The 24861-nt window shown below is 73.5% G+C and carries 23 protein-coding genes; 7 read left to right on the forward strand and 16 right to left on the reverse strand.

Features of this window, described 5'->3' with window-relative positions; all coding sequences use genetic code 11:
* Positions 1-45: 45 nt before the first annotated feature.
* The 9 genes from ACRYM6_RS14655 to ychF all read right to left on the reverse strand — a co-directional run bounded on the left by ACRYM6_RS14655 (position 46) and on the right by ychF (position 9093).
* Positions 46-441, reverse strand: a complete 396-nt coding sequence (locus tag ACRYM6_RS14655; protein WP_432543622.1) for a (deoxy)nucleoside triphosphate pyrophosphohydrolase — start codon at positions 439-441, stop codon at positions 46-48.
* The gene (locus tag ACRYM6_RS14660; protein WP_432543623.1) at positions 438-1079 is read right to left on the reverse strand and encodes a DUF305 domain-containing protein; all 642 of its coding nucleotides are present in this window, start codon (positions 1077-1079) and stop codon (positions 438-440) included. The genes ACRYM6_RS14655 and ACRYM6_RS14660 overlap by 4 nt, the downstream gene beginning before the upstream one ends.
* Positions 1079-1717 carry a DUF3105 domain-containing protein gene (locus tag ACRYM6_RS14665; protein WP_432543624.1) on the reverse strand — a complete coding sequence of 213 codons (639 nt, stop codon included), beginning with the start codon at positions 1715-1717 and terminating at the stop codon, positions 1079-1081. The genes ACRYM6_RS14660 and ACRYM6_RS14665 overlap by 1 nt, the downstream gene beginning before the upstream one ends.
* A 132-nt stretch (positions 1718-1849) precedes the next feature.
* Positions 1850-2011, reverse strand: a complete 162-nt coding sequence (locus ACRYM6_RS14670; protein ID WP_432543625.1) for a hypothetical protein — start codon at positions 2009-2011, stop codon at positions 1850-1852.
* Between the two features lie 83 nt (positions 2012-2094).
* Positions 2095-3831 (reverse strand): dipeptide ABC transporter ATP-binding protein, encoded by a 1737-nt coding sequence (locus ACRYM6_RS14675; RefSeq protein ID WP_432543626.1) that lies wholly within the window; start codon positions 3829-3831, stop codon positions 2095-2097.
* On the reverse strand, positions 3828-4790 hold the full coding sequence (locus ACRYM6_RS14680) for an ABC transporter permease (RefSeq protein WP_432543627.1): 963 nt from the start codon (positions 4788-4790) through the stop codon (positions 3828-3830). The genes ACRYM6_RS14675 and ACRYM6_RS14680 overlap by 4 nt, the downstream gene beginning before the upstream one ends.
* Positions 4783-5709 carry an ABC transporter permease gene (locus ACRYM6_RS14685; protein ID WP_432543628.1) on the reverse strand — a complete coding sequence of 309 codons (927 nt, stop codon included), beginning with the start codon at positions 5707-5709 and terminating at the stop codon, positions 4783-4785. Before ACRYM6_RS14685 ends, ACRYM6_RS14680 begins: the two co-directional genes overlap by 8 nt.
* Positions 5710-5837: 128 nt before the next feature.
* The gene (locus tag ACRYM6_RS14690) at positions 5838-7490 is read right to left on the reverse strand and encodes a peptide ABC transporter substrate-binding protein (protein ID WP_432543656.1); all 1653 of its coding nucleotides are present in this window, start codon (positions 7488-7490) and stop codon (positions 5838-5840) included.
* A gap of 517 nt (positions 7491-8007) precedes the next feature.
* On the reverse strand, positions 8008-9093 hold the full coding sequence (gene ychF / locus ACRYM6_RS14695) for a redox-regulated ATPase YchF (protein ID WP_432543629.1): 1086 nt from the start codon (positions 9091-9093) through the stop codon (positions 8008-8010).
* A 90-nt stretch (positions 9094-9183) separates the two neighbouring features.
* Here ychF and ACRYM6_RS14700 point away from each other — a divergent pair, with 90 nt between their 5' ends.
* Complete coding sequence (locus ACRYM6_RS14700; RefSeq protein WP_432543630.1) at positions 9184-10350, forward strand: DNA recombination protein RmuC; 1167 nt, start codon at positions 9184-9186, stop codon at positions 10348-10350.
* On the opposite strand, the gene ACRYM6_RS14705 is transcribed toward ACRYM6_RS14700, so the two are convergent.
* Positions 10337-11416 (reverse strand): 4-hydroxy-3-methylbut-2-enyl diphosphate reductase, encoded by a 1080-nt coding sequence (locus ACRYM6_RS14705; RefSeq protein ID WP_432543631.1) that lies wholly within the window; start codon positions 11414-11416, stop codon positions 10337-10339. The two genes, ACRYM6_RS14700 and ACRYM6_RS14705, sit on opposite strands and share 14 nt — an antisense overlap.
* Before the next feature lie 66 nt (positions 11417-11482).
* On the opposite strand from ACRYM6_RS14705, the gene xseA reads away from it, so the two are divergent.
* Complete coding sequence (gene xseA / locus ACRYM6_RS14710) at positions 11483-12733, forward strand: exodeoxyribonuclease VII large subunit (protein ID WP_432543632.1); 1251 nt, start codon at positions 11483-11485, stop codon at positions 12731-12733.
* A 10-nt stretch (positions 12734-12743) separates the two neighbouring features.
* On the forward strand, positions 12744-12962 hold the full coding sequence (locus ACRYM6_RS14715) for an exodeoxyribonuclease VII small subunit (RefSeq protein WP_432543633.1): 219 nt from the start codon (positions 12744-12746) through the stop codon (positions 12960-12962).
* 18 nt (positions 12963-12980) lie between these two features.
* Here the strand turns inward: ACRYM6_RS14715 and ACRYM6_RS14720 are convergent, their stop codons facing one another.
* A complete protein-coding gene (locus tag ACRYM6_RS14720) occupies positions 12981-13607 on the reverse strand; it encodes a DUF4245 domain-containing protein (protein ID WP_432543634.1) in 627 nt (208 codons plus the stop codon).
* Positions 13608-13801: 194 nt separating this feature from the next.
* Between ACRYM6_RS14720 and glpX the strand changes: the two genes are divergently transcribed.
* Positions 13802-14767: a class II fructose-bisphosphatase gene (gene glpX / locus ACRYM6_RS14725; RefSeq protein WP_432543657.1), complete on the forward strand. Its 966-nt coding sequence runs from the start codon at positions 13802-13804 to the stop codon at positions 14765-14767.
* The gene (locus ACRYM6_RS14730; RefSeq protein WP_432543635.1) at positions 14767-15696 is read left to right on the forward strand and encodes a carbohydrate kinase family protein; all 930 of its coding nucleotides are present in this window, start codon (positions 14767-14769) and stop codon (positions 15694-15696) included. Before glpX ends, ACRYM6_RS14730 begins: the two co-directional genes overlap by 1 nt.
* Before the next feature lie 4 nt (positions 15697-15700).
* Here the strand turns inward: ACRYM6_RS14730 and ACRYM6_RS14735 are convergent, their stop codons facing one another.
* The 5 genes from ACRYM6_RS14735 to ACRYM6_RS14755 form a co-directional block, all read right to left on the reverse strand.
* Positions 15701-17047: a GNAT family N-acetyltransferase gene (locus ACRYM6_RS14735; protein ID WP_432543636.1), complete on the reverse strand. Its 1347-nt coding sequence runs from the start codon at positions 17045-17047 to the stop codon at positions 15701-15703.
* Positions 17048-17241: 194 nt separating this feature from the next.
* Positions 17242-18504: an ABC transporter ATP-binding protein gene (locus ACRYM6_RS14740; RefSeq protein WP_432543637.1), complete on the reverse strand. Its 1263-nt coding sequence runs from the start codon at positions 18502-18504 to the stop codon at positions 17242-17244.
* A 6-nt stretch (positions 18505-18510) separates the two neighbouring features.
* The gene (locus tag ACRYM6_RS14745; protein WP_432543658.1) at positions 18511-19344 is read right to left on the reverse strand and encodes a carbohydrate ABC transporter permease; all 834 of its coding nucleotides are present in this window, start codon (positions 19342-19344) and stop codon (positions 18511-18513) included.
* An 8-nt stretch (positions 19345-19352) separates the two neighbouring features.
* A complete protein-coding gene (locus ACRYM6_RS14750) occupies positions 19353-20309 on the reverse strand; it encodes a carbohydrate ABC transporter permease (protein ID WP_432543638.1) in 957 nt (318 codons plus the stop codon).
* Entirely contained in the window at positions 20306-21607 is a 1302-nt protein-coding gene (locus ACRYM6_RS14755; RefSeq protein WP_432543639.1) for an extracellular solute-binding protein, read from the reverse strand. Before ACRYM6_RS14755 ends, ACRYM6_RS14750 begins: the two co-directional genes overlap by 4 nt.
* 160 nt (positions 21608-21767) lie before the next feature.
* On the opposite strand from ACRYM6_RS14755, the gene ACRYM6_RS14760 reads away from it, so the two are divergent.
* On the forward strand, positions 21768-23171 hold the full coding sequence (locus ACRYM6_RS14760; protein WP_432543640.1) for a class II fumarate hydratase: 1404 nt from the start codon (positions 21768-21770) through the stop codon (positions 23169-23171).
* A gap of 56 nt (positions 23172-23227) precedes the next feature.
* Positions 23228-24844: a Na+/H+ antiporter gene (locus ACRYM6_RS14765; RefSeq protein WP_432543641.1), complete on the forward strand. Its 1617-nt coding sequence runs from the start codon at positions 23228-23230 to the stop codon at positions 24842-24844.
* The last annotated feature ends 17 nt before the right edge of the window (positions 24845-24861 follow it).

Raw genomic sequence — 24861 nt, forward strand, 5'->3', positions numbered from 1 at the left:
CCGGGCCCCGGACGTCGACCCGACGCCCGGGGCCCGTGCCCGTCCTCAGGACCGCTCCATCACCTCGACCAGCGGCACGTCCCCGGGCAGCCAGTCCACCGACAGCCACCGCCCGCGCGGCAGCCAGCGCAGCTCGTCGTGGTCCTGCAGCGGCTGCGGCGTCGCGTCGACCACGGCCCACCACACCCGCATGACCAGCGCCGGGGTCAGCGGCCAGGCGCCGTCGGGGTGCTCCACCTCGGCCCCCAGCCGGGCGCCGACGCCGAGCTCCTCGCGCAGCTCGCGGTGCAGGGCGTCGGTGGGGCCCTCCCCCGGTTCGACCTTGCCGCCGGGCAGTTCCCAGCGCCCCGCCAGGACGGGCGGGGCGCTGCGGCGGGCCGCCAGCAGCCGCGTCGGCGCGCGCAGGTCGTCGACGATCGCGGCGCCGACCACGAGCCTCACGACGCCGCCAGGGGCTGGGCGCCGCGGGCGCTGAGGTAGTCCGTCAGCAGCTGCGTCTCCGCGCGCTGGGACGTCACGATCGCCGCGGCCAGGGTCCGCACCTGCGCGGTCGTGGCGTGGTCGGCGCCGTACTGCGCCATCTCGATCCCCCCGGCGTGGTGGCGCAGCATGAGCTGCAGGAAGTCGACCTCGAAGGCCTGCCCGGTCTCCGAGCCCAGCCGCGCCGTCTCGGCCGCCGTCGCCATGCCCGGCATGATCCGCCCCTGCGCCTGCTCGGCCTCGTGCCGCGCGTGCAGCGACGTGCCCGCCATCCACGCCATGACGCCCGTCCCCGCCGACGACAGCGGCTGGTCCCAGGACAGCAGCAGCTGCTGCATGCGACCCATCTGGTTGCCCTGCGTGGAGGCGATGTCCACGGCGAGCTGGCGGACCTCCGGGGAGGGCGCGGTCTGGATCGCCGTGTACGCCATCGCCACGGCCTGGGAGTGGTGGGTCGTCATGTCCCGGGAGAAGCCGACGTCGACGGAGTTCGCGCCCGGCGCCGTGGGCAGCGCGCGGCCGGCGAGCACGCCGAGCACGAGCACCGCGAGGAGCGCCACGACGGCGAGCAGCACCTGCCGGGACGAGAGCGCGCGCATCAGCCGGTGGGCGTCCCGGTGCCGTTGGAGCACAGCGCCCCCGGCTCGGGCGTCTGGGCGCCCTGGACGAACTTGGCCAGGAAGGCGTCGATGCGCGGGTCCTCGGCGCTGTCGACCGCGAGCTGGTTGTTCCACGCCGACAGCACGACGGGCGAGGGCAGCCCCTCGTAGGGCGACAGGACGGTGTACGTCTCCCCCGCCACCGCGGACCGCAGCTCCTCGACCTGGTCGGCCGGCAGGTCGGGCCGGTAGGTGATCCAGACGGCGCCGTGCTCCATGGAGTGCACGGCGTTCTCGTTCGGCACGGGCGCGTCGTAGACGCCGCAGTTCAGCCAGGTCGGGTCGTGCGGGCCCCCGGCCGGCGGCGTCTGCTCGTACGCGACGGGGTCGGTCGTGTGCTCGCTGGCCGCGTAGTCGAACGTCCGCACCGCGTCCAGCGAGGGCGGCTCGGGCCGGTTGAGGAAGACGGCGGTGACGGTCCCTGCGACCGCGAGCACCGCCACGGTGGGGATGGCCACGACCAGGGCGCGCCGGCGGCGGGCGCGGGACCTCTCGGCGGCCTTCATGGCCGCCACGCGGGCCGCGCGGTCGGCGCGGGCGCCCGCACCGGGGCCGGCGGGGTCCGGGGTGTCGCTCACGTGCTGGGTCCTTCCCGTCGTGGTGGTGCCGCCACGGCGGGGCCTGAGGGGTCAGGGTGGCGATCTCCCCGTCTCCAACGGGTCAGCCCGCGGAAAGGTTCACCCCGCGACGCGGGGACGGGGTGAGCTGACTCACACGTCGAGGCGGGCGCGCTCGGCCTCGCGGGCCCGCCGGGCCCGGTCCCCGTGGCCGGCGCGCTCGACGGCGGCGAGGCGGTGGCGGGGGCTGGTGCGCCAGTAGACGACGGCGACCCCGGCGGCGACGGCGAGGACGACCACGACGATGACGTGCATCGGACCACGGTAGCCCCGCGAGCGCCTGCGGCGCAGCCCCCGCGGCGGCTCCCGGGGACGTCGCCGGGAGCCGCCGCGGCCGGTCAGGCGCCGAGCTGGATGCTGCCGCCGGGGATCGCGGCCAGCAGGGCCCGGGTGTACTCCTGCGCCGGGTTCGCGAAGACCTCGTCCACGGAGGCGTGCTCGACGAGCCGGCCGCGCTGCATGACGACGACGTCGTCGGCGATCTCCCGCACGACGGCCAGGTCGTGGGTGATGAACAGGTACGTCAGCCCCAGCTCGGCCTGCAGGTCGTTGAGCAGGGTCAGGATCTGCCCCTGGACCAGGACGTCGAGGGCCGAGACCGCCTCGTCGCACACCACGACCTCCGGCTGCAGCGCCAGGGCCCGCGCGATGGCCACGCGCTGGCGCTGCCCGCCGGACAGCTCGTTGGGGTAGCGCCGCAGCGAGCTCTGCGGCAGGGCGACCTTGTCGAGCAGGTCGCGCACGCGCGCCTCGCGGCTGCGGGCGTCGCCGACCCGGTGCACCCGCAGCGGTTCCTCGATGGAGCGGAAGATGCTCCAGCTGGGGTCCAGCGACCCGTACGGGTTCTGGAAGATCGGCTGCACCCGGCGGCGGAACGCGAACCGCTGGGCCCGGTCGAGGGTCGTGACGTCGACCCCGTCGAACCGGACCTCGCCGCGGGTGGCCGGCAGCAGGTTCAGCACCATCTGCGCGACGGTGGACTTGCCCGACCCGGACTCGCCGACGACGGCCAGGGTGGTCCCGCGCCGCACCGAGAAGCTCACGTCGTCGACGGCGAGCAGCTTCTCCCCGCGCGCCCCGGCGCCGCGGATGACGAACTCCTTCGTGAGGTTGCGGACCTCGATGACCTCGGCCGTCACCTGCTCGGGCACCTCGACGGGCGTCTGCGCGGCGACGATCTCGTGGGCCTGCAGGGCGTGCGCCTCGGCCTGCTCGACGATCTGCGCGCGGTGCTCGGACTGCCTGCGGCGCGAGGCCAGCGAGGGCGCCGCGGCCACCAGCCGCTGCGTGTAGGGGTGCTGCGGGTCCTGCAGGATCTGCAGCGCCGGCCCGGACTCGACGACCTGCCCCTTGTACATGACGACGAGGTGCTCGGCCCGCTCGGCGGCCAGGCCCAGGTCGTGGGTGATGAGCAGCACGGCGGTGCCCAGCCCGGACGTCAGGGAGTCGAGGTGGTCCAGGATGCCGCGCTGCACGGTGACGTCCAGGGCCGAGGTCGGCTCGTCGGCGATGAGCAGCCGCGGCCGGGAGGCCAGGCCGATGCCGATGAGGGCGCGCTGGCGCATGCCGCCGGAGAACTCGTGCGGGTACTGCTTGTAGCGGCGGGCCGCGTCGCCCAGACCGGCCTCGCCGAGGACCTCGATGGCCCGCTCCTTCGCCGCGGCGCCCTTGGCGATGCCGTTGGCCTCGATGGCCTCCTTGACCTGGAACCCGATGTTCCACACCGGGTTCAGGTTCGACATCGGGTCCTGCGGGACCAGCCCGATGTGCTGGCCGCGCAGGGCGACGTGCTCGCGCGCGGAGGCGTGGGCGATGTCCTTGCCGTCGAACAGGATGCGCCCGCCGACGACCTTCCCCGACCCGGGCAGCAGGCCGATGACGGCCATCGCCGACGTCGACTTCCCCGAGCCCGACTCCCCGACGATCGCGACGGTCTGGCCGGGGTAGACGGTGAAGCTGGCGCCGCGGACGGCGTGCACGGCCCGGCCGCCGGAGCGGAAGTCGACCTGGAGGTCCTCGACCTGCAGCAGCGGCTTGCTGCGGTCGACCGGGGTCGACGAGGTGCTGGTGCTCATCGGGTGCGGCCCTTCGGGTCGAGGGCGTCGCGCAGGGCGTCGCCGAGCATCAGGAACGACAGGACCGTCAGCGACAGCCCGATCGAGGGCCACAGCAGGATCATCGGGTCGGTGCGCAGGGTCGCGCGGGCGTTGGAGATGTCACCGCCCCAGGACACGATGTTCGGGGGCAGGCCCAGGCTCAGGAACGACAGCGTCGCCTCGGCCGCGATGAACGTCCCCAGGGAGATCGTCGCGACGACGATGACGGGCCCGAGGGAGTTGGGCACGACGTGGCGCACGAGGGTGGCCATCCGGCTCAGGCCCAGCGACTTCGCCGCGGTGACGTACTCGGCGGACCGGACCTGCAGGACGGCGCTGCGCATGATGCGCGCCACCTGCGGCCAGCCGAACAGGGCCAGCGTCAGGGCCACGGTGAGGACGTTGCGGCTCTTGAGGGTCTGCAGCAGGACGATGGCGCCGAGGATGAGCGGCAGCGCGAAGAAGATGTCCGCGACGCGCGAGAGCAGCGCGTCCAGCCAGCCGCCGAAGAACCCGGCGAGGGCGCCGACGACCCCGCCGAAGACGACCACCATCAGGGTCGTGAGGATCCCCACGCTCACCGACGCCCGGGCCCCGTAGATCAGCCGCGCGTAGACGTCGGTGCCGCCGCGGGTGACGCCCAGCGGGTGCGCCGCGGACGGACCCTGCAGGGCGACGGCGAGGTCCACGAACCGCGGGTCGGTCGAGGTGAACCACGACGGGAAGAGGGACACGACGACGAGCACCAGGATGATCAGGCAGGACACGATGAAGATGGGCCGCTTGCGCAGCTGCTTCCACGCGTCGGTGAACAACCCGCCGCCGGGGGCCGACTCGTCGACGGCGTCGACCGCCGCCAGCGGCGTCTCCTCCAGGGGGGCGACGAAGTGCTCCTGGCCGGGGCGGACCGCGACGGGCCCGGTGTTCTTCTCAGACATAGCGGATCCTCGGGTCCAGGACGGCGTACAGCAGGTCGACGACGAGGTTGGCGACGAGGTAGACGAGCACCAGGATCGTCACGACCGACACCACCGTCGGCCCCTCCTGCCGGATGACCGACTGGTACAGCAGGTTGCCGACCCCGGGGACGTTGAAGATGCCCTCGGTGACGACGGCCCCGCCCATCAGCGCCCCGAGGTCGGTGCCCAGGAACGTCACGACGGGGATGAGGGAGTTGCGCAGGACGTGCACCGTCATGACCCGCGGGCGCGAGAGCCCCTTCGCGGTCGCGGTGCGCACGTGGTCGGCCGACAGGCCCTCGGCGACGGAGTTCCTCGTCAGCCGCAGGACGTAGGCGAAGGACAGCGCCCCGAGCACCGCGCCGGGCAGCAGCAGGTCGACCAGGGCCGGGTCACCGCCCACGGTGGACTTGACGATCCCCCACTTGACCCCGATGAAGTACTGCCCGACGAACCCCAGGACGAACACCGGGATGCCGATGACGATGAGGGACAGGAACAGGACGGTGGAGTCGAAGACCCCGCCGCGGCGCAGGCCGGCGAGGAAGCCGAACGCGATGCCGAACACGGCCTCGATGACGAGCGCGACCAGCGCCAGCTTGATGGTCACGGGGAAGGCCCGGGTGATCTGGTCGATGACCGGCTGCCCCGAGAACGACGTCCCGAAGTCGAACGTGAAGATGCCCTTGAGGAAGAGCAGGTACTGCACGATGAACGGCTCGTCCAGGTTGTACTGGGCCGTCAGCGTCGCCCGCGCGCTCTCGCTGACGGGCTTGTCCCCGAACAGGGCGAGGATCGGGTCACCCGGGAGCAGGAACACCAGGGCGTAGATGAGGAGCGTCGCTCCGAAGAAGACGGGCACCATCTGCAACAGACGGCGCCCGATGTACCAACCCATCACGAGCCTCCTCGGGGGACGACCTTCCGTGGCCGCCCCGGCCTACAACGTCGGACACAGTGTCGCGCTCGCGTGCTGACGCGAGAACGGGGGTGGGCCGGCGAACCGACCCACCCCCGGACCTCACGTCAGGACTTGGTGATCTGGTAGTACAGCGGGACGCTGTTCCAGCCGAACTCGACGTTGCTGGCGGCCTCGCCGTAGCCGCCCGCGGCGTTGGAGTACCACAGCGGGATGACCGGCAGGTCGGCGAAGAGGATCGTCTGCGCCTGCTGCAGGATCGTGTTCGCCGCGTCCTGGTCCGTCGTCCCCGCGGCCTGGTTCAGCAGCTCGTCGAACTGCGGGTTCGAGTAGTCCCCGTCGTTCGAGCCGGCCCCGGTGGCGTACAGCGGCGCCAGGAAGTTGTACAGACCCGGGTAGTCGCCCTGCCAGCCGGTGCGGAAGGCGCCCGTGATCGTCCGGTTGGTGATCTCGGTGCGGATCTGCGCGAAGGTCGGGTACGGCTTGCCCTCGGCCTGGATGCCCAGCACCTGGCGCAGGCCCGCGGTCACCGCGTCGACCCACGCCTGGTGGTCGCCGTCGGTGTTGTAGGCGATGGTGAAGGTGCTGCCGTTCCAGGGGGCGATGGCGTTGGCCTGCTCCCACAGCTGCTTGGCCTTGTCGGCGTCCAGCGACAGGACCTCGTTGCCCTCGACGGTCTCGGAGTACCCGGCGATGACCGGGGACGTGAAGTCCTTGGCCGGGGTGCGGGTGTCGTTGAAGACCGTCTTGCAGATCTGCGCGCGGTCGAAGGCGTAGCTGAACGCCTGCCGGCGCAGCTTGCCCTCCTCGCCGCCGAACCCGGGCAGGGTCTCGGGGATGCAGAAGGACTGGAAGATGGCGGCCGGCTGGTTGACGGCGCGCTCACCGAGGTCGTCGGTGAACGTCAGCAGCGCCGAGCTGGGGATGTTGTCCAGGACGTCGAGGTCACCGCCCTGCAGCGCCGAGTAGGCCGCGTCGTAGGTCTCGTAGAAGACGAACGCCAGGGAGTCGTTCTGCGCCTTGCGCGGGCCGTCGTAGTTCTCGTTCGGGACGAAGTCGATCCGGACGTTGTGCTGCCAGGCGCCTTCCTCCTTCAGCTTGTACGGGCCGTTGCCGATCGGGTTCTCGCCGTAGGCCGCGATGTCGGCGAAGGCCGACTCCGGCAGCGGGTAGAAGGCCGAGTAGCCCAGGCGCAGCGGGAAGTCGGACTCCGGCTGGACGAGCTTGACGGTGAAGGTGGTGTCGTCGACGACGGCCAGGCCGCTCATGGTCTGGGCGGTGGGCGGCTCGGCCTGGACGGCCTCGAAGCCCTCGATGGGCTCGAAGAAGTAGCTGGAGAGCTGGGCGTTGGTGCCCAGGGCGCCGTAGTTCCAGGCGTCGACGAAGGACTTGGCGGTGACGGCGCTGCCGTCGGAGAACTTCTGCCCCGACTTGATCTTGATGGTGTAGTTCTGCGCGTCGGTGGACTCGATGGTGTCCGCGACGTCGTTCTCGGGGGTGCCGTCGGCCTTGTAGTAGACGAGACCGGCCCACAGCGAGTCGAGCAGGCGGCCGCCGCCGACCTCGTTGGTGTTGGTGGGGACCAGCGGGTTCTGCGGTTCGGTGCCGTTGACGACGACCGCGCCGCCGCTGCCGCCGCCGCTCTCGCCCCCGCCGGAGCCCTCGTCGTCGCTGCCCCCGCACGCCGCGAGCGTCGACAGGGCCGCGATGCCCAGGGCGCCCTTCAGCCCGTTGCGGCGGCTGAACGCGGAACCGGCCACGACGCCGATGCGTTCGACGGCTGCACGACCGTCCTTCTCGAAGCTGCTCAAGGTGGAACTCCTCCTCGCAAGCATGACTGGGTGGGCACGTTGCCCATCTGCGGGGACCCCTGACGCGCAGGATGTCCACCTCTACAGGTCGGGCAGCACGTTAACACCCGGTCAAGCGAATTCCCGACGTGCGTGAACGGCGACGTGGTGCGTGCGGGGGCACGCAGCCCAGTGTCCCCCGTGCGGACGGCACCCGCACACGCGCGATCACGCACCGCGACCGACGGTGACGGGCAAAGCCGCAGGTCAGCGCGCCGGGACCCACCGCGCGGGAGCGAGGTAACGATGTCGTTGCGGTCTCGTCGAGGCTCGCGCACGGGCTGGGAGCGGTGAGGTCCCCGTCGACCCCACCGCCCGAGAATCATGGCGCACCCGCGGGCGTGCACCCGCCGCCGCGGCCGACCCGCCCCCCGATCGAGACCCGATCGTGTCCGGTGCGGGCACGACCGGAGGTGGTCGGACCCGATCAGACGTTGAAGCGGAACTCCACGACGTCCCCGTCGGCCATGACGTACTCCTTGCCCTCGATGCGGACCTTGCCCGCGGCCTTCGCCTCGGCCATCGACCCCGCCGCGACCAGGTCGTCGAAGGAGACCACCTCGGCCTTGATGAAGCCGCGCTGGAAGTCGGTGTGGATGACCCCCGCCGCCTGCGGGGCCGTCCAGCCCTGGTGGATCGTCCAGGCCCGCGACTCCTTCGGGCCGGCGGTCAGGTACGTCTGCAGGCCGAGGGTGGCGAACCCGACGCGGGCCAGCTGGTCCAGGCCCGACTCGGTCTGGCCCACGGACTCCAGCAGCTCGGCGGCCTCCTCCTCGGACAGCTCCACCAGCTCGGACTCCAGCTTGGCGTCCAGGAAGACCGCCTCGGCCGGGGCCACCAGGTCGCGCAGCTCCTGCTTGCGGCCCTCGTCGCCCAGGACCGTCTCGTCGACGTTGAAGACGTAGATGAACGGCTTCGTCGTCAGCAGCCCGAGCTCGCGCAGCTGCGGCACGTCGACGTCGTCGGCCGCCGTCGCGGCCGACAGCGGCCGGCCGGAGTCCAGGACCTTCGCCGCGGCCTCGGCCGCCCGCAGGACGGCCGCGTCGGTCTTCTTGCCCTTGACCTCCTTCTCCAGGCGCGGGACGGCCCGCTCCAGGGTCTGCAGGTCGGCCAGGACGAGCTCGGTGTGGATCGTCGCGATGTCGTCGGCGGGCTCGATGGACCCCGCCACGTGCACGACGTCGGGGTCGGCGAACGCCCGCGTCACCTGGCAGATCGCGTCGGCCTCGCGGATGTTGGCCAGGAACTTGTTGCCCAGGCCCTCACCCTCGCTGGCGCCCTTGACGATGCCCGCGATGTCGACGAACGAGACGGTCGCCGGGACCGTCTTCTCGCTGCCGAACACCTCCGCCAGCTTCCCCAGCCTCGGGTCGGGCAGCGCGACGACCCCGACGTTCGGCTCGATGGTGGCGAACGGGTAGTTCGCCGCGAGCACGTCGTTCTTGGTCAGGGCGTTGAAGAGCGTGGACTTGCCGACGTTGGGCAGTCCGACGATGCCGATGGTGAGAGCCACGAGTACCGGAGCCTACCCGCCCCCGGCGGCGCGGGGCTCGGGCAGCACCGGGTCGGCGCCCCGTCGGGGGCGGCTGGCACAGTCCGTCCCGTGGACGTCGCCGCACTGCTGACCGGACTGCTGCTCGGCCTCCTGGCCGGGGTGGTGGCCGGGGTCCTGCTCGCGCGCTGGGTCCAGCGCACCCGCACCGGCCCGGAGACCACGGCGCTGCGGACCGAGCGCGACCTGCTCAGCGCCCGCGTCGGGGAGCTGGAGGACCGCGTGCGGGCCGGCCACGAGCTGACCGCCACCGTGACCCCCGTGGCCGCGACGCTGCAGCGCGTCGAGGCCCAGGTCGCCGCCCTCGAGCGCGACCGCGTCCAGCAGTACGCCCGGCTCACCGAGCAGCTGCGCAGCGTCGCCGAGGGCACCGACGCGCTGCGCGACCAGACGGCCAGCCTGGCCGGGGCGCTGCGCGCCTCCAGCTCCCGCGGGTCCTGGGGCGAGGTCCAGCTGCGCCGCGTCGTCGAGCACGCCGGGATGCTCGACCGCGTCGACTTCGTCGAGCAGTCCTCGCTGACGACCCGCGCCGGGCGCGCCGTGCGCCCGGACCTGGTGGTGAACCTGCCCGGCGGCAAGCACGTCGTCGTCGACGCCAAGGCCCCGCTGGCCGCGTTCCTGCGCGCCGGGGAGGCCGCCGACGACGGCGAGCGCCGCCGGGAGATGCTGGCGCACGCCCGCGCGGTGCGCGGCCACGTCGACGCCCTGGCCGCCAAGGAGTACCCCACCGCCGTCGAGGACTCCCCCGACGTCGTCGTCTGCTTCGTGCCCGGCGAGGCGTTCCTGGCCGCGGCCTGCGAGGCCGACCCCGCGCTGCTGGAGCACGCCATGTCCCGGCGGGTGGTGCTGGCCACCCCCACGACGCTGCTGGCGCTGCTGCGGACGGTGGCCCTGACCTGGCAGCAGGACGCCGTCGCGGGCGGCGCGCGGGAGCTGTTCGAGGTCGGCCGGGAGCTGTACGAGCGGCTCGGGACCCTCGGCGGGCACACGGCCTCCCTGGGCCGGACCCTGCACCGCGCGGTCGAGGACTACAACCGCCTCGTGGGGACGCTGGAGCGGCGCGTGCTGGTCTCGGCGCGCCGGATCCGCGACCTCGACCTCGCCGACGACGAGCTGCCCGTCCTGCAGCCCGTCGACGACGCCGTCCGGCCGCTGACCGCGCCGGAGCTGCTCCAGGACACCGGCGCGGACCCCGGCGCGGAGGTCAGACGGGGGTGACCGGCAGCGTCCGGCGGCCCCCGGCGGCGGCCTTGAGGTCGCGGCGCAGGTCGGTCGGCAGCGCGAACTGCAGGTCCTCCAGCGCCGTCGTGACCTCCTCGACCGCGCCGTAGCCGCGCTCGCGCAGGTGCGCGAGGACCTCCTCGACCAGCACCTCCGGCACCGAGGCGCCCGAGGTCAGCCCGACCGTGGTGACCCCCTCGAACCACGCCGGGTCGATCTCGCCGGCGTTGTCGACGCGGTGCGCGGCCCGGGCGCCGGCGTCGAGGGCGACCTCGGCCAGGCGGACCGAGTTCGAGGAGTTCGCGCTGCCCACGACGATGACCAGGTCGGCCTCGGGGGCGATCTTCTTGATCGCGACCTGCCGGTTGGAGGTGGCGTAGCAGATGTCGTCGCTCGGCGGGTCCTGCAGGTTCGGGAACCGCTGCCGCAGCCGGCGCACCGTCTCCATCGTCTCGTCGACGCTCAGCGTCGTCTGCGACAGCCAGACGAGGTTGTCGGGGTCCTTCACCTCGACGCGGTCGGCGGCGTCGGGGTCGTCCACGACGGTGATGTGGTCCGGCGCCTCCCCCGCGGTGCCCTCGACCTCCTCGTGACCGGTGTGGCCGATCAGCAGGATCTCCATGTCCTGCTTCGCGAACCGGACGGCCTCCTTGTGCACCTTCGTGACCAGCGGGCACGTCGCGTCGATCGTCTGCAGCGAGCGGGCCGCGGCCGCCTCGCGGACGGCCGGGCTGACGCCGTGCGCGGAGAAGACCAGGTGCGCGCCCTCGGGGACGGCGTCGGTCTCGTCGACGAAGACCGCCCCGCGCTCCTGCAGCGTCCGGACCACGTGCTTGTTGTGGACGATCTCCTTGCGCACGTAGACCGGCGCCCCGTACAGGTCCAGCGCCTTCTCCACCGCCACGACCGCGCGGTCCACCCCGGCGCAGTAGCCGCGGGGGGCGGCCAGCAGGACGCGCTTGCCGCCGTCCCAGGCCGCCCGCCCCGCCGGGGCCGTCAGCAGCGAGGTGTCGTTGCAGTCGTCCGTCACGGGCTCGGTCAGGCTCTGGGTCACGTCGTCCATGGTAAGTCGGCGCTCGCGGGGGGCCGGGGTGAGTGCCGTGGAGGTCCCGGCTGGGAGGATGGGCCGGTGCCCGCCGACCCGCCGCCGCGCCGACCGACCACCGCCGGGGAGACGACGGCCGAGAACCCGTGGCCCGTGCGGCTGCTCGCGGCCAAGATGGACGCCTACATCGCGAAGATGCCGTGGACGTGGGTCGAGGGCCAGGTCGTCCAGGTCAACGACCGCCCCGGCTCGTCCGTGGTGTTCGTCACCCTGCGCGACGCCGACACCGACATGTCCCTGCCGGTCACCATCGCCCGGCGCGTCCTGGGCCGGCTGCGCGAGGCCCTGCCCGACGGCCTGGCCCACGGCACCCGCGTCGTCGTGCACGCCCGGCCGGAGTTCTTCGCCAAGCGGGGGTCGCTGAGCCTGGCCGCCGACGACGTGCGGCCCGTCGGCGTCGGGGAGCTGCTCGCCCGCCTGGAGCACCTCAAGCGGGTCCTGCGCAGCGAGGGGCTGTTCGACGCCGACCGCAAGCGGCCGCTGCCGTTCCTGCCGCACACCGTGGGGCTGGTCTGCGGCCGGGCCTCGGCCGCCGAGCGCGACGTCGTCGAGAACGCGCGGGCCCGCTGGCCCGCGGTCCGCTTCGAGGTCCGCGAGGTCGCCGTGCAGGGGCCGAACGCGGTCACCGAGGTCGCCGCGGCCCTGGCCGAGCTGGACGCCGACCCCCTCGTCGAGGTCGTCGTCGTCGCCCGCGGCGGCGGCAGCGTGGAGGACCTGCTGCCCTTCAGCAACGAGACCCTCGTCCGCGCCGTCGCGGCCGCCCGCACGCCCGTCGTCTCGGCCATCGGCCACGAGGTCGACTCCCCGCTGCTGGACCTGGTGGCCGACGTGCGGGCCTCGACCCCGACCGACGCGGCCCGGCTCGTCGTCCCCGACGTCGCCGAGGAGCTCGCCGGGGTCGGGCAGCTGCGCTCGCGGGCCCGGCGCGCCGTCACCGGCCGCCTGGAGCGCGAGGAGCACGCCCTCGCGGCGCTGCGCAGCCGGCCCGTGCTGGCCGCCCCGCACGTCCTGCTCGACACCCGCGCCGCCGAGGTCGACGGGCTGCGCGAGCGGGCGCGGCGCGCGGTGGGGCACCGGCTGGACCGGGCCGCGGTCGACGTCGACCACCTGCGCACCAGCGTCCGCGCCCTCTCACCGCGCTCGACGCTGCTGCGCGGGTACGCCGTCGTGCAGCGCGCCGACGGGGCGCTGGTGCGCGACCCCGCCGACGCCCCCGACGGCGAGCGGCTGCGGATCCGGCTGCCCGACGGGGAGGTCGCGGCCACCGCTGGGTAGCGTCTGCGGGGTGCCGGACGAACCCACCGCCCCCGCCGACCTCAGCTACGAGCAGGCCCGCGACGAGCTCGTCGACGTCGTGCGCCGGCTGGAGACCGGCGGGACGGGCCTGGAGGAGGCGCTGGCGCTGTGGGAGCGCGGCGAGGCGCTCGCCGACCGGTGCCGGCAGTGGCTGGACGGGGCCCGGGCCCGGCTGGACGCCGTGCAGGGCGAGGACCCCACCGGCTGAGCGGCCCCGCGGGCGGTCTCAGCCGCGCACGCCCCAGGGCGTCCCGGCGGCCGCCCAGCCGGCCAGCGCGGCCTCGACGAGCTCGGTGAGGACCTCGTACCCGCCCTCGCCGGTCACCAGCAGCGTCTGGCCGTCCTGGGTGCGCACCAGGCTGTACCGCTGGCGGTCCGGCTGCAGGTACCGCTGCCACACCTGGCCGTCGATCGTCTGCTCGCCGTCGGCGTCCCCGCTCTGCGTCTGGGCCCGCAGCCAGCTCTTCGTGGTGTCCCGCGCGGTCTCCAGCGCGAGGTAGTTCCCGTCGTCGGCGCGGTAGCCGACGTGCCAGGTGACGACGCCGTCGGTGGAGCGGTTCACGTTGGCCGACGTCGCCGTCCAGCCCGCCGGCCCCTGCGGGACGAGCGGCGCGAACGGCAGGGTCGACTCCTGGCCCGCGGCCGCGTTGGCCACGTCGACCGCCGGCTGCTCGATGGCGTTGGGCCGCGGCAGCAGGAGCACGACGACGGCGACCATCGCCAGGATCAGGGCCATCGACAGGACCATGGAGCGGACGTTCCCGCCGGAGTGCCGGCCGCGGGGCACCCCGCGCGGGTCCTCCCCGGAGGTGCCGGCGGGGGTGGTGTCGGGGGAACTACCGGTCGTGCTCACGCCCCCATGGTGACGGATAGAGTCGGCAGCCGACGACGACCGTCGCCGGCGGCCCGCCCGGGGGCACCGGATCCCGTGATGCCGACCCCCGAGTCCGCGACACCAGGAGGCCACCCGTGTCCCGCACCTCCCACCCCACGACGCTCCCCCCGGCGCTGGCCGTCGGGGACGAGGCCCCCGACCGCAACCTGGCGATGGAGCTGGTCCGCGTGACCGAGGCCGCCGCGATGGCCGGCGGCCGCTGGGTCGGGCGCGGGGACAAGAACAAGGCCGACGGCGCCGCCGTGAACGCCATGCGCACCCTCATCGGCACCGTCTCCATGAACGGCACCGTCGTCATCGGCGAGGGCGAGAAGGACGACGCCCCGATGCTGTTCAACGGCGAGCGCGTCGGGGACGGCTCGGGCGCCGAGTGCGACGTCGCCGTGGACCCCATCGACGGGACCACCCTGACCGCCCGCGGCATGCCGAACGCCGTGGCCGTCCTGGCCGTCGCCGAGCGCGGCACGATGTACGACCCCAGCGCCGTGTTCTACATGGACAAGCTCGCGGTCGGGCCCGAGGGCGCCGACGTCGTCGACATCCGCCTGCCCGTGCGCGAGAACATCCGCAAGCTGGCCAAGGCCAAGAAGCGCTGGGTCGAGGACGTCACCGTCTGCATCCTGGACCGGCCCCGGCACGCCCAGCTGGCCCAGGAGGTCCGCGACGCGGGGGCGCGCATCAAGTTCATCTCCGACGGCGACGTCGCCGGCGCGGTGATGGCCGCGCGCGAGGGCACCGGCGTGGACCTGCTGCTGGGCGTCGGCGGCACCCCCGAGGGCATCATCACCGCCTGCGCGATGCACTGCCTGGGCGGCACCATCCAGGGCCGGTTGTGGCCGCGCGACGACGACGAGAAGCAGAAGGCGCTCGACGCCGGCCACGACCTGGACGCGGTCCTGGACACCGAGGCCCTCGTCGCCAGCGACAACGTCTACTTCGTCGTCACCGGCATCACCGACGGCGAGCTGGTCCACGGGGTGCGCTACCTCGGCGACACGGTCACCACCTCCAGCATCGTCATGCGCTCCAAGTCCGGCACGATCCGCAAGGTCGAGAGCGAGCACCGCCTCTCGAAGCTGCAGGCGTACTCGGCGGTCGACTTCACCGGGCCGCGCTGATGGCGGCGCCGTCCACCCGCCGCAGCGTCGTGGTCGGCGAGGCGCTCGTCGACGTCGTGCACCGCGCCGGGTCCGGGCCCGCCGCGGAGCACCCGGGCGGGTCCCCGCTGAACGTGGCGTACGGCCTGGGCCGGCTGGGGCACGACGTCGCGCTGCTGACCCGCCTGGGCGACGACGCCCGCGGGCGGCTGCTGCGCGAGCACCTGGACGCCGGGGGCGTGCGGCTGCCCCCCGGTGCGGTGGACGGCGACCCGACGTCGGTGGCGCGCGCCGAGATCGACGCCGAGGGGAAGGCGTCGTACGAGTTCGACCTCGTGTGGCGGCTGCCGGACGTCGAGCTGCCCGAGGACGTCGCCCTCGTGCACACCGGTTCGATCGGGGCGGCGGTCGACCCCGGCGCCCGGGCGGCGCTGGAGCTCCTGCGGTCGGTGCGGGGCCGGGCCACGACGAGCTACGACCCGAACGTGCGGCCGGCGTTCTTCGCGTCCCCGGCGGCCGCGCTGGCCCGGGTCGAGGAGTTCGTGGCGGCCTCCGACGTCGTGAAGGCCTCCGACGAGGACCTGGCCTGGCTGCTGCCGGGCCAGGACGTGGACGCGGTCGCGCGGCGGTGGCAGGCGCTGGGCCCGGCGCTGGTCGTGGTGACCCGCGGCGGTGAGGGCGCCGTCGCGGTCTCGGGGGCGGGCACGCTGCAGGTCCCGGCCCCTCGGGTCGACGTCGTGGACACCGTCGGCGCCGGGGACGCGTTCATGTCGGGGCTGCTGCACGCCCTGGCCGAGCACGACCTGCTCGGCGGGGCGGCGCTGCCGCGGTTGCGCCACCTCGGCCTGCGCACGCTCGAGGCGGTCGTGGGCACGGCGATCCGCTCGGCGTCGATCACGTGCTCGCGGGCGGGGGCGAACCCGCCGACGCGCGCCGAGCTGGACGGCTGAGCCCTCAGCCCCGGCGGCGCCCGAGCCGGGGGCGGCGCCGGGCGGCCCGCAGCGGGGCCGCCGGTGCGGTGCAGCGGCGGGCCAGCCCGCCCCGCAGCCGCTCCACGGCGCCGCTGAGGGCCCCGGCGACGGACTCGACGGAGCGGTCGAGGCGCTCGTGGCGGCGGATCTCGTCGCGGTAGGTGCGCCGGAGGAGGTTGAGGCGGTCCACGAGCCCGGGCAGCAGGTCCTGCCCGGTGGGGGCCAGCACCAGGCGGACGGTCTGGCGGGCGACCGGTTCGAGCCGCTGCTTGTAGGCCTCGTCCCCGCGCAGCAGGTCCAGCTCGCGGTAGCCGGAGACGATGGCGCGGCGGCGCAGCCGCAGCAGCAGCAGGGTGCCCGGGCCCGTGGCGGCGTACCGGGCGCGGTAGCTCTGGACGTAGCCGTGCAGGGCCCGCGGCCCGGCGAGGCAGAAGGCGTAGGCGACGAGCTCGCCGTCGACGCGCAGCCCGGACAGCTGCACGGTGCCCGGCGGGGAGGTCCACAGCACCTCGGTGAGGGTGCGCCCGGACGCCCCGCGCCAGGGCCGGCGGCGGCGGCCGGCGTGCGGGTGGGCGTCGTCGACCTCGGCGAGCTCGGTGACGAGCTCCTCGAGCCGGTCGGCGGCGGCCTCGGGGTCGTGCCGGCGCAGCTCGGCCAGGCCGTCGAGCAGGTCGTCGGCGACGACGAGCTCGCCGAGCTCGGCCAGCCGTCGCCACTGCCGCCGCTCCTCGTGCCGCGCGTGCCGCCCCAGGCCGGCGTCGTGCTCCTCGACGGTGGCCGGCAGCGGGACGGCCCGGACGGTGGCCTGCGGCAGGGAGCGGACGCCGTACCCGCGGTGCCGGGCCCACCGGCCGATGAGCTCGACCTGCTCGCCGGTGACCGGCACCTGCTCCAGGTCGAGCACGGCGCCGGGGACCTCGCGCAGCGCGCCGTCGAGGACGGCGGCGACGAGGCGGGCGACGGGGACGTCGGCGCCGGGGTCGGCCAGGACGCCGGCGTAGTCGCTGCCGCCGGCGCCGAGGAAGGTCAGCAGCGGCCGGGGGCCGCCGAGGAGGGCGAACGCGCCGAGGGCCAGCAGGCGGCCGTCGCGGCGGACCGAGACGAGCAGCGGCTCACCGGCGCCCAGGTGGGTGTGCACGGCGCGCAGCCAGTCGGGCCCGGTGAAGGGGGACTGCCCGGCGCGGGCGGCCAGGGCCCGCCACTCGGGGACGGGGGCGTTGTCGAGGTCGCGGCGGGCGGTGACCGACAGCCCGTGGGAGGGGTCGAGGACCAGGACGAGGTCGCTGCCGGTGGTGGGGGTGGTCTCGGGAGGCGACGCGAGGTCCGTCACCGTCCACCACCCTCCGCGCTCGGGGCCCGCCCCTGTGGAGGACCCGTGCGCGCACCTTAGCCCCGCTCCCCGACACGGACGCGGAACCTCCTCACGCGTCGCCGGAGTATCGACGGAGGGTCACGGAGTACTCACTGAACGCTGAGGAGGGGGCCGGCCGCGCGAGCGGCCGGCCCCCTCCGGGGGTGGTCGGGTCAGGACCCGGCGTGCGCCGGGGTCCGCCCCGCGCTGCCCTGGGCCCGCTCCAGCGACCGCTTGCGCAGCGCCTCGGACTGCTCCCCGATCTTCCGGGCCTTGTCCTCGTCCCGGGTCAGGTTCGCGCCCGTGCCCGGGTCGAACACGTGCATCCGCTTCGGGTCGAACCACAGGTGGGCGGTGTCGCCGTCGCGCACCCCGCTCATCGCGTCCAGCGTCACCACGAGCTGGGAGCGCATGCTCTCCCCGTCCAGCTCGCGGTCCAGCTCGGCCAGCTGCTGCCTCGTCTCCTCGGCCGCCTCGAACGGGATGTAGGCGTACAGCTCGTTGCCCAGCCACTCGGTGACGTCGACCTGCGCCTGGAACGTCACCGCACCGGCGGGGGCGTCGGTGACGTCGGCGTCGTCGAAGTGCTCGGGGCGGACCCCGACGATGAGCAGCTTGCCCTCGTGCTCGGAGCCCACGACGTCCGGCTTGGGCACCTCGCAGAACGGCAGCTGCAGGCGGTCCCCGGCCACCCGGGCCGGCAGGAAGTTCATCGGCGGCGAGCCGATGAACCCGGCCACGAACAGGTTGACGGGCTGCTCGTACAGCTCCCGCGGGCTCGCGACCTGCTGCAGGATGCCCTTGCGCAGGACGGCCACCCGGTCCCCGAGGGTCATGGCCTCGGTCTGGTCGTGGGTGACGTACAGGGTCGTCGTCGCCAGCGAGCGCTGCATGCGGGCGATCTCGGTGCGCATCTGCCCGCGCAGCTTGGCGTCGAGGTTCGACAGCGGCTCGTCGAACAGGAACGCCTTCGCGTCGCGGACGATCGCGCGGCCCATCGCGACCCGCTGGCGCTGGCCGCCGGACAGGTTCGCCGGCTTGCGGTCCAGGTGCTCGTTCAGCTCCAGCATGTCCGCCGCGCGCTGCACGCGCTCGCGGATCTCGCTCTCGGGCACCTTGGAGTGGTTCAGCCGCAGCGGGAAGGCGATGTTCTCCCCCACCGTCAGGTGCGGGTAGAGGGCGTAGTTCTGGAACACCATCGCCAGGTCGCGGTCGCGCGGGGCCAGGTCGTTGACCCGCTTGCCGTCGATGAGCAGGTCCCCGGAGGTGATGTCCTCCAGCCCCACCACCATCCGCAGCAGCGTCGACTTCCCGCACCCCGAGGGCCCGACGAGGATGACGAACTCGCCGTCGGCGATGTCGAGGCTGACGTCGTTCACCGCGGGGAAGCCGTCACCGTACTGCTTGACGATGTTCTTCAGTTCGATGCGCGCCATGTGCGATCAACCCTTCACTGCGCCGTTGGTGAGACCCGCGACGATGCGGCGCTGGAACACGAGCGCCAGGACCACGACGGGGATGGTGACGATGACGGCGGCCGCCGAGATGGCGCCCGTCGGCTGGACGAAGTAGCTGGACCCGGTGAAGCTCGACAGCGCCGCCGGGACCGGCTGCGCGTCCGAGGTCGAGGTCAGCGAGATGCCGAAGACGAAGTCGTTCCAGGCGATGAAGAACGCGATGATCGCGGTGGTGAACACCCCGGGCGCGGCCAGCGGGACGATGACCTTGCGGAACGCCTGCCAGCTCGTCGCCCCGTCGACCTGCGCGGCCTGCTCCATGTCCCAGGGGATGCCGCGGAAGAACGCCGACATCGTCCAGATGGAGATCGGCAGGGTCAGGGCCAGGTACGGGATGATCAGCCCCGGGATGGTGTCGTACAGCCCGATCTGGCGCCACGCGTTGAACAGCGGCGTGACCATCGTGATGACGGGGAACACCGCGACGGCCAGCGCGCTGGTGAGCACGACCCGCTTGCCGGGGAAGTCCAGCCGCGCGATCGCGTACGCCGCGAACATGGCCAGCACCACCGCGATGAACGTCGCGACGAGGCAGGTGATGATCGAGTTGCGCAGCGCCGGCAGGAACAGGTTCGACCCGTTCCCGTTGAAGATGCCGTCGTAGTTCGCCCAGGTCGCGGTGGTCGGGAAGAACGTCTTCTCCGCCAGCGCCCCCTCGGACTTGAAGCTCATCGAGACGATGTACACCACCGGCGCGATCGCGTACAGGACGATGACCGCGGCACCGAGGTACCAGCCGATCTTCTCCTTCGTGGACATCGCACCCATCAGCCTTCACCTCTCGCCCGGGCCAGGTCGACCTTGAACACCTTGATGGCGATGAAGCAGATCGCCAGCACGCACACGAACAGCAGCACCGACACCGCCGACCCCAGGCCGATCTCCAGCCGGGAGATCGTCTGGTTGTAGGCCAGCGAGGAGACCGTCTCGGTCCCGGCGGCGCCGTTGGTCATGATGTAGACGTTGTCGAAGATGCGGAAGGCGTCCAGGGCGCGGAACAGCAGCGCCACCATGATCGACGCCTTCATGTTCGGCAGCGTCACCCTCCACAGCCGCTCCCACGCCGTCGCGCCGTCGACCTTGGCCGCCTCGGTCATGTCCGAGGGGACCTGCGCCAGACCGGCCAGCAGCAGCAGGGAGATGAACGGGGTGGTCTTCCAGATCTCCGACAGGCAGATGACCGCCAGCGCCGACCACTTGTTCGCGAAGACGTCGTAGTCGCCCAGCCCCAGGACGCTGTTCATGAAACCGGTCGTCAGGCCGAACGCGTACTGCCAGGCGTAGGCCGAGACGACGGTGATGATCGCGTACGGGATGAGGATGGCGGTGCGCACGATGGGCCGCAGCCAGCCGAGCACCTTGTGCATCACCATGGCCAGGGCGAAGCCGATGACCAGCTCGACGGCCACCGTGACGACGGTGATGAGCGCGGTGTTGCCCAGCGCCCGCCACCACAGCCCGTCGGACAGGATGACGCCGTAGTTGCGCAGGCCGATGAACTCCCGGTCGGCCGGTGCGGTGAGCCGGAAGCTGAACAGCGACTCGTACAGGGCCTGCAGGATCGGGTAGCCGGTGACGGCCACCAGGATGATGAACGCGGGCCCGGCGAGGTACCAGCCCAGGCGGGCCTCGGCGCGGGACTTGTCGGTCTTGCGGGCCCGGCCCGAGACCTTCTTGGTGACCGTGACCCCACCGGTCGACCGGGTCTCCGTCTGTTGGCTCACAACAGTTTCTCCCCTCGGAGGACCTCGCCGATGTACTCCTGCGACGCGGCCGGCGTGGACTCCGAGACGTTCGCGACCGGCTGCCACTGGTCGGCGATGCCCTGGCTGACCTCGTTGTAGTACGCCGTCTGCGGTCGCGGCGACGCGGCCTGCAGCGACGTGCGGATGGTGTCGTACATCGGGTACGCCTCCTGCACGGCCGGGTCGTCGTAGACGGCCTCGCTGGCGGCGGGGTTGCCGTCGGAGACCATGTACGCGGCCTGGCTCTCGGCCGACACGATGCAGCTGACCGCCTCGAACGCGGCGTCCTTGTGCTCGCTGAAGGCGCTCACGCCGATGTCGATGCCGCCCAGCGGCGGGGCCGCGGGGTCGGTGTCGTTCATCGCCGGGTACGTCGTCCAGCCGTAGTCGTCGAAGACCGCCCGGTCCATCGTGCCCTCCTCGGCCGCGGACTTGCCCTGGGCGTACACGAACGGCCAGTTCACCATGAAGGCCGCGTCGCCCTGCTGGAACATGTTCGCCGTCGCCGCCTCGTCGCGGTTGTCGATGCCCGCGCCGCCGACCCCGGCGGCGGTGATGTCCTGCATCACCTGCGCCGCGGCCCGGCCGGCGTCGGTGTCCAGGCCGAGCCGGATGTCCGGCCCCTTGGCGTCGGGGTTCTCGATGACCTCACCGCCGGCGGAGGCGATCATCGCGTTGACCCACACGGTCATGGACTCCGCGCGCTGCCCCTGCACGCCGATCGCGCTGCCCTGGGCCTTCGCGGCCTCGATGAGCTGCGCCCAGGTGACGGGCTTGGTCATGTCCAGCCCGGCCGCCTCGGCGGCCGACTTGCGGTACCAGAGCAGCTGCGTGTTCGCCCAGAACGGGGCGGTCACCAGCTCACCCTTCCAGCTGGCGCCCTGGACGGCGCCCTCGACCACCCCGTCGGTCCACCGCTGCTGCAGGTCGGCGGGGATCGGGGCGAGGAACCCGGCCTCGGAGGTCTCCGGCACGAAGACCGGGTCCAGGCTCATGAGGTCGATGGAGGTGTCGTTGCCCGCCAGGCGCCGCATGAGCTGCTCGCGCTGGGCGGCGGCGTCGCTGGGCAGGATGGACACCTCGATGTCGTAGGCCCCGTTCGAGGCCGCGCTGCACTTCTCCGCGATCGTCTGCTGACCGCCGTTGTCGGGGTTGACGTACCAGTTCAGCGTCGGGGTGCCCGACGCGGTGCTCGATCCTCCACAGGCCGTCAGTCCCCCGGCGAGCACCGTCGCCGCGCTCAGGGTCCCCAGCCACGTGCGCCATCGCCCAGGCACTGTCCCTCCTCGGACCAGTCCGTCTGTTGCTGTGGGGCATGCCTACACCGGTCGTTCACACGGCGCACTCCGGGACGGGGCGCGTCCGGGGATCGTGAGCTGCCCGTGATCCAGGACACCGGCCGCCCTCGCCCGGACCCCCTCTTGGCAGGATGGGGCCATGGCCAGTGAAGCCCCCGCGCAGGAGTTCCGCATCGAGCACGACACCATGGGGGAGGTCCAGGTCCCCGCCGCCGCGAAGTACCGCGCGCAGACGCAGCGGGCCGTGGAGAACTTCCCGATCTCCGGCACCCCCCTGGAGCGCGCCCACATCGAGGCGCTCGCGCGCATCAAGAAGGCCGCCGCCCTCGCCAACGCCGAGCTCGGCGTGCTGGAGCGCGACCTCGCCCAGGCCGTCGCCGACGCCGCCGAGGAGGTCGCCACCGGCCGCTGGGACGCCGAGTTCCCCGTCGACATCTTCCAGACCGGCTCGGGCACCAGCTCCAACATGAACGCCAACGAGGTCATCGCGACGCTGGCGACCGAGCGCCTCGGCTCCCCCGTCCACCCCAACGACCACGTCAACGCGTCCCAGTCCTCCAACGACGTCTTCCCCACCTCCGTCCACGTCGCCGCGACCTCGGCCGTCGTCAACGACCTCGTCCCGGCGCTGGAGCACCTTGAGGCGGCGCTGCGCCGCAAGGCGACCGAGTGGGCGCAGGTCGTGAAGTCCGGCCGCACCCACCTCATGGACGCCACCCCGGTGACCCTGGGCCAGGAGTTCGCCGGGTACGCCCAGCAGCTCACCCGCGGCATCGAGCGGGTGCGCGCGACCGTGGTGCGGGTGGCCGAGGTCCCCCTCGGCGGCACCGCGACCGGCACCGGCATCAACACCCCGCCCGGCTTCCCGCAGCGCGTCATCGAGCTGCTCGCGGCCGACACCGGCCTGCCGCTGACCGAGGCCGCCGACCACTTCGAGGCCCAGGGCGCCCGCGACGCGCTCGTGGAGCTGTCCGGGGCGCTGAAGGTCGTCGCCGTCAGCCTCACCAAGGTCTGCAACGACCTGCGCTGGATGGGCTCGGGCCCGCGCACCGGGCTCGGCGAGCTGCGGCTGCCGGACCTGCAGCCGGGGTCGTCGATCATGCCGGGCAAGGTCAACCCCGTCGTGCCCGAGGCCGTCCTCATGGTCGCCGCGCAGGTCGTCGGCAACGACGCCACCGTCACCTGGGCCGGGGCCAGCGGCTCCTTCGAGCTGAACGTGCAGATCCCCGTCATGGCCCGCAACGTGCTGGAGTCCGCGCGACTGCTGGGCAACGCCTCCCGGCTGCTGGCCGACCGCACCGTCGAGGGCCTGGAGGCCGACGTCGAGGCGTGCCGCCGCTTCGCCGAGTCCTCCCCCTCGATCGTCACGCCGCTGAACCGCGTCATCGGCTACGAGGCCGCCGCGAAGGTCGCCAAGCACGCCGTCGCGACCGGCTCCACGGTGCGCGAGGCCGTCGTCGACCTCGGGTTCGTCGAGCGCGGGGAGGTCAGCGAGGAGCAGCTGGACGCGGCGCTCGACGTGATGTCGATGACCCACCCCTGACCGCACCTCCCGGGGACCGGCGCGCCGTCGCCGGTCCCCGGGCCGAGACTGGCCCGGTGCTCCCCCACCTGCTGCTGGTCCTGGTGGGCGCCCTGGCGCTGACCATCGTCTCCGTCCGACGGGGCTGGCAGGCGCCGCTGGTGCTCGCGGTGTGCGGGGCGGCGGTGTCCTTCGTCCCGGGCCTGCCGCGCCTGGAGCTGCCGCCCGACGTCATCCTGTCCGTGGTCCTGCCGCCGCTGCTGTTCTCCACCACGACGGGGTTCTCCTGGCGCGGGTTCCTGCGCCGCTGGCGCTCCATCACCGACCTCGGGGTCCTGCTCGTCGTCGTGACCACCGCCGTCGTGGGCGCGGTCGCGGCGTACGCGGTGCCCTGGCTGGGCCTGGGCACCGCCCTGGTGCTGGCCGCGGTCGTCTCACCGCCCGACGCCGTCACGGCGGTCGCCATCGGCGGGCGGCTCGGGCTGCCCACCCGGGTGCTGACGACGCTGAAGGGCGAGAGCCTCGTCAACGACGCCGCGGCCCTGACGCTGTTCTCCACCGCGACCGCCGCGGTCGCCGGCACCGAGACCGTCGTCGAGGACCCCGTGCTGTTCTTCCTCTTCGAGGCCGCCGGCGGGATCCTCGTGGGCGCCGTCCTCGGGCGCGTGGTCCACCTGGTCCGGACCCGGCTGCGCAACCCGGCGAACATGACCGCGCTGGCCGTGCTGACCCCCTTCACCGCCTACGCGGTCGCCGAGGCGCTGGAGACGTCGGGGGTGCTCGCGGTGGTCGCCGCCGGTTTCGCCCTCTCGCGCCGCTCGGTGCGCACCGTCTACGCCACCCGCATCTCCGAGCGGGAGGTGTGGAACCTGCTGGACGTGCTCCTGGAGGCGTTCGTCTTCGCCTACCTGGGGCTGCAGTTCCGCTTCCTGCTCGAGGACGCCCTGGCCGAGGGGACGCGGCCCGCGCAGCTGCTGGGCGCCGCTCTGGTCGTGCTCACCGCGGTCGTCGTGGTCCGGGTGGCGTGGGTCCTGGGGGGCGGCGTGCTCATGCGCCGGGTCCTGCGCGGGCGGTTCTCCCCCGGCGGGCGCCACTTCACCCTCCGCGAGGACGTGGTCATCGCGTGGACCGGCATGCGGGGCGTGGTGACGCTGGCCGCGGCGGCGGGCATCCCCGCCACGACGAGCACCGGGGAGCCCTTCCCGCACCGCGCCGACCTGCAGGTGCTGGCCTTCGCGGTCGCGGTGGGGACGCTGCTGCTGCAGGGGGCCACGCTGCCGGCGCTCATCCGGCGGCTGCACCTGGAGGCGCCGGAGGAGCGCGAGTGGCTCGACGGGCAGCGCCGCCTGGCCCGGGAGCTGTCCTGGAGCACCGGGCGCGCGGAGCTGCGGGCCGCGCACGACGAGGCCGACGACCCGGTGCAGCGCCACGTCGCCGAGCTCGTCCTGCGGCGCGCGGAGCAGCTGGCGGCGCTGCGCTCGGCCGAGGACGCCGAGCAGGAGGGGGCGTCGGCGGGCCGGCGGGCGGCCGAGACGGGCGTCGCGCTGCGGCGCAGGATGATCCGCGCCCAGCGGGCGGCCCTGGTCGCCGCCCAGGAGGAGGGGCGGATCGCCGAGGAGGCCGTCGGGGAGACGCTGGAGCAGCTGGACCTCGACGAGGCGGCGCTGTCGCACCGCAGCTCACCGCGGCTGTGAGGTGGTCCCCCCCGGGG

The organism is Kineococcus rugosus (assembly GCF_050871975.1).
Lineage (GTDB): Bacteria > Actinomycetota > Actinomycetes > Actinomycetales > Kineococcaceae > Kineococcus.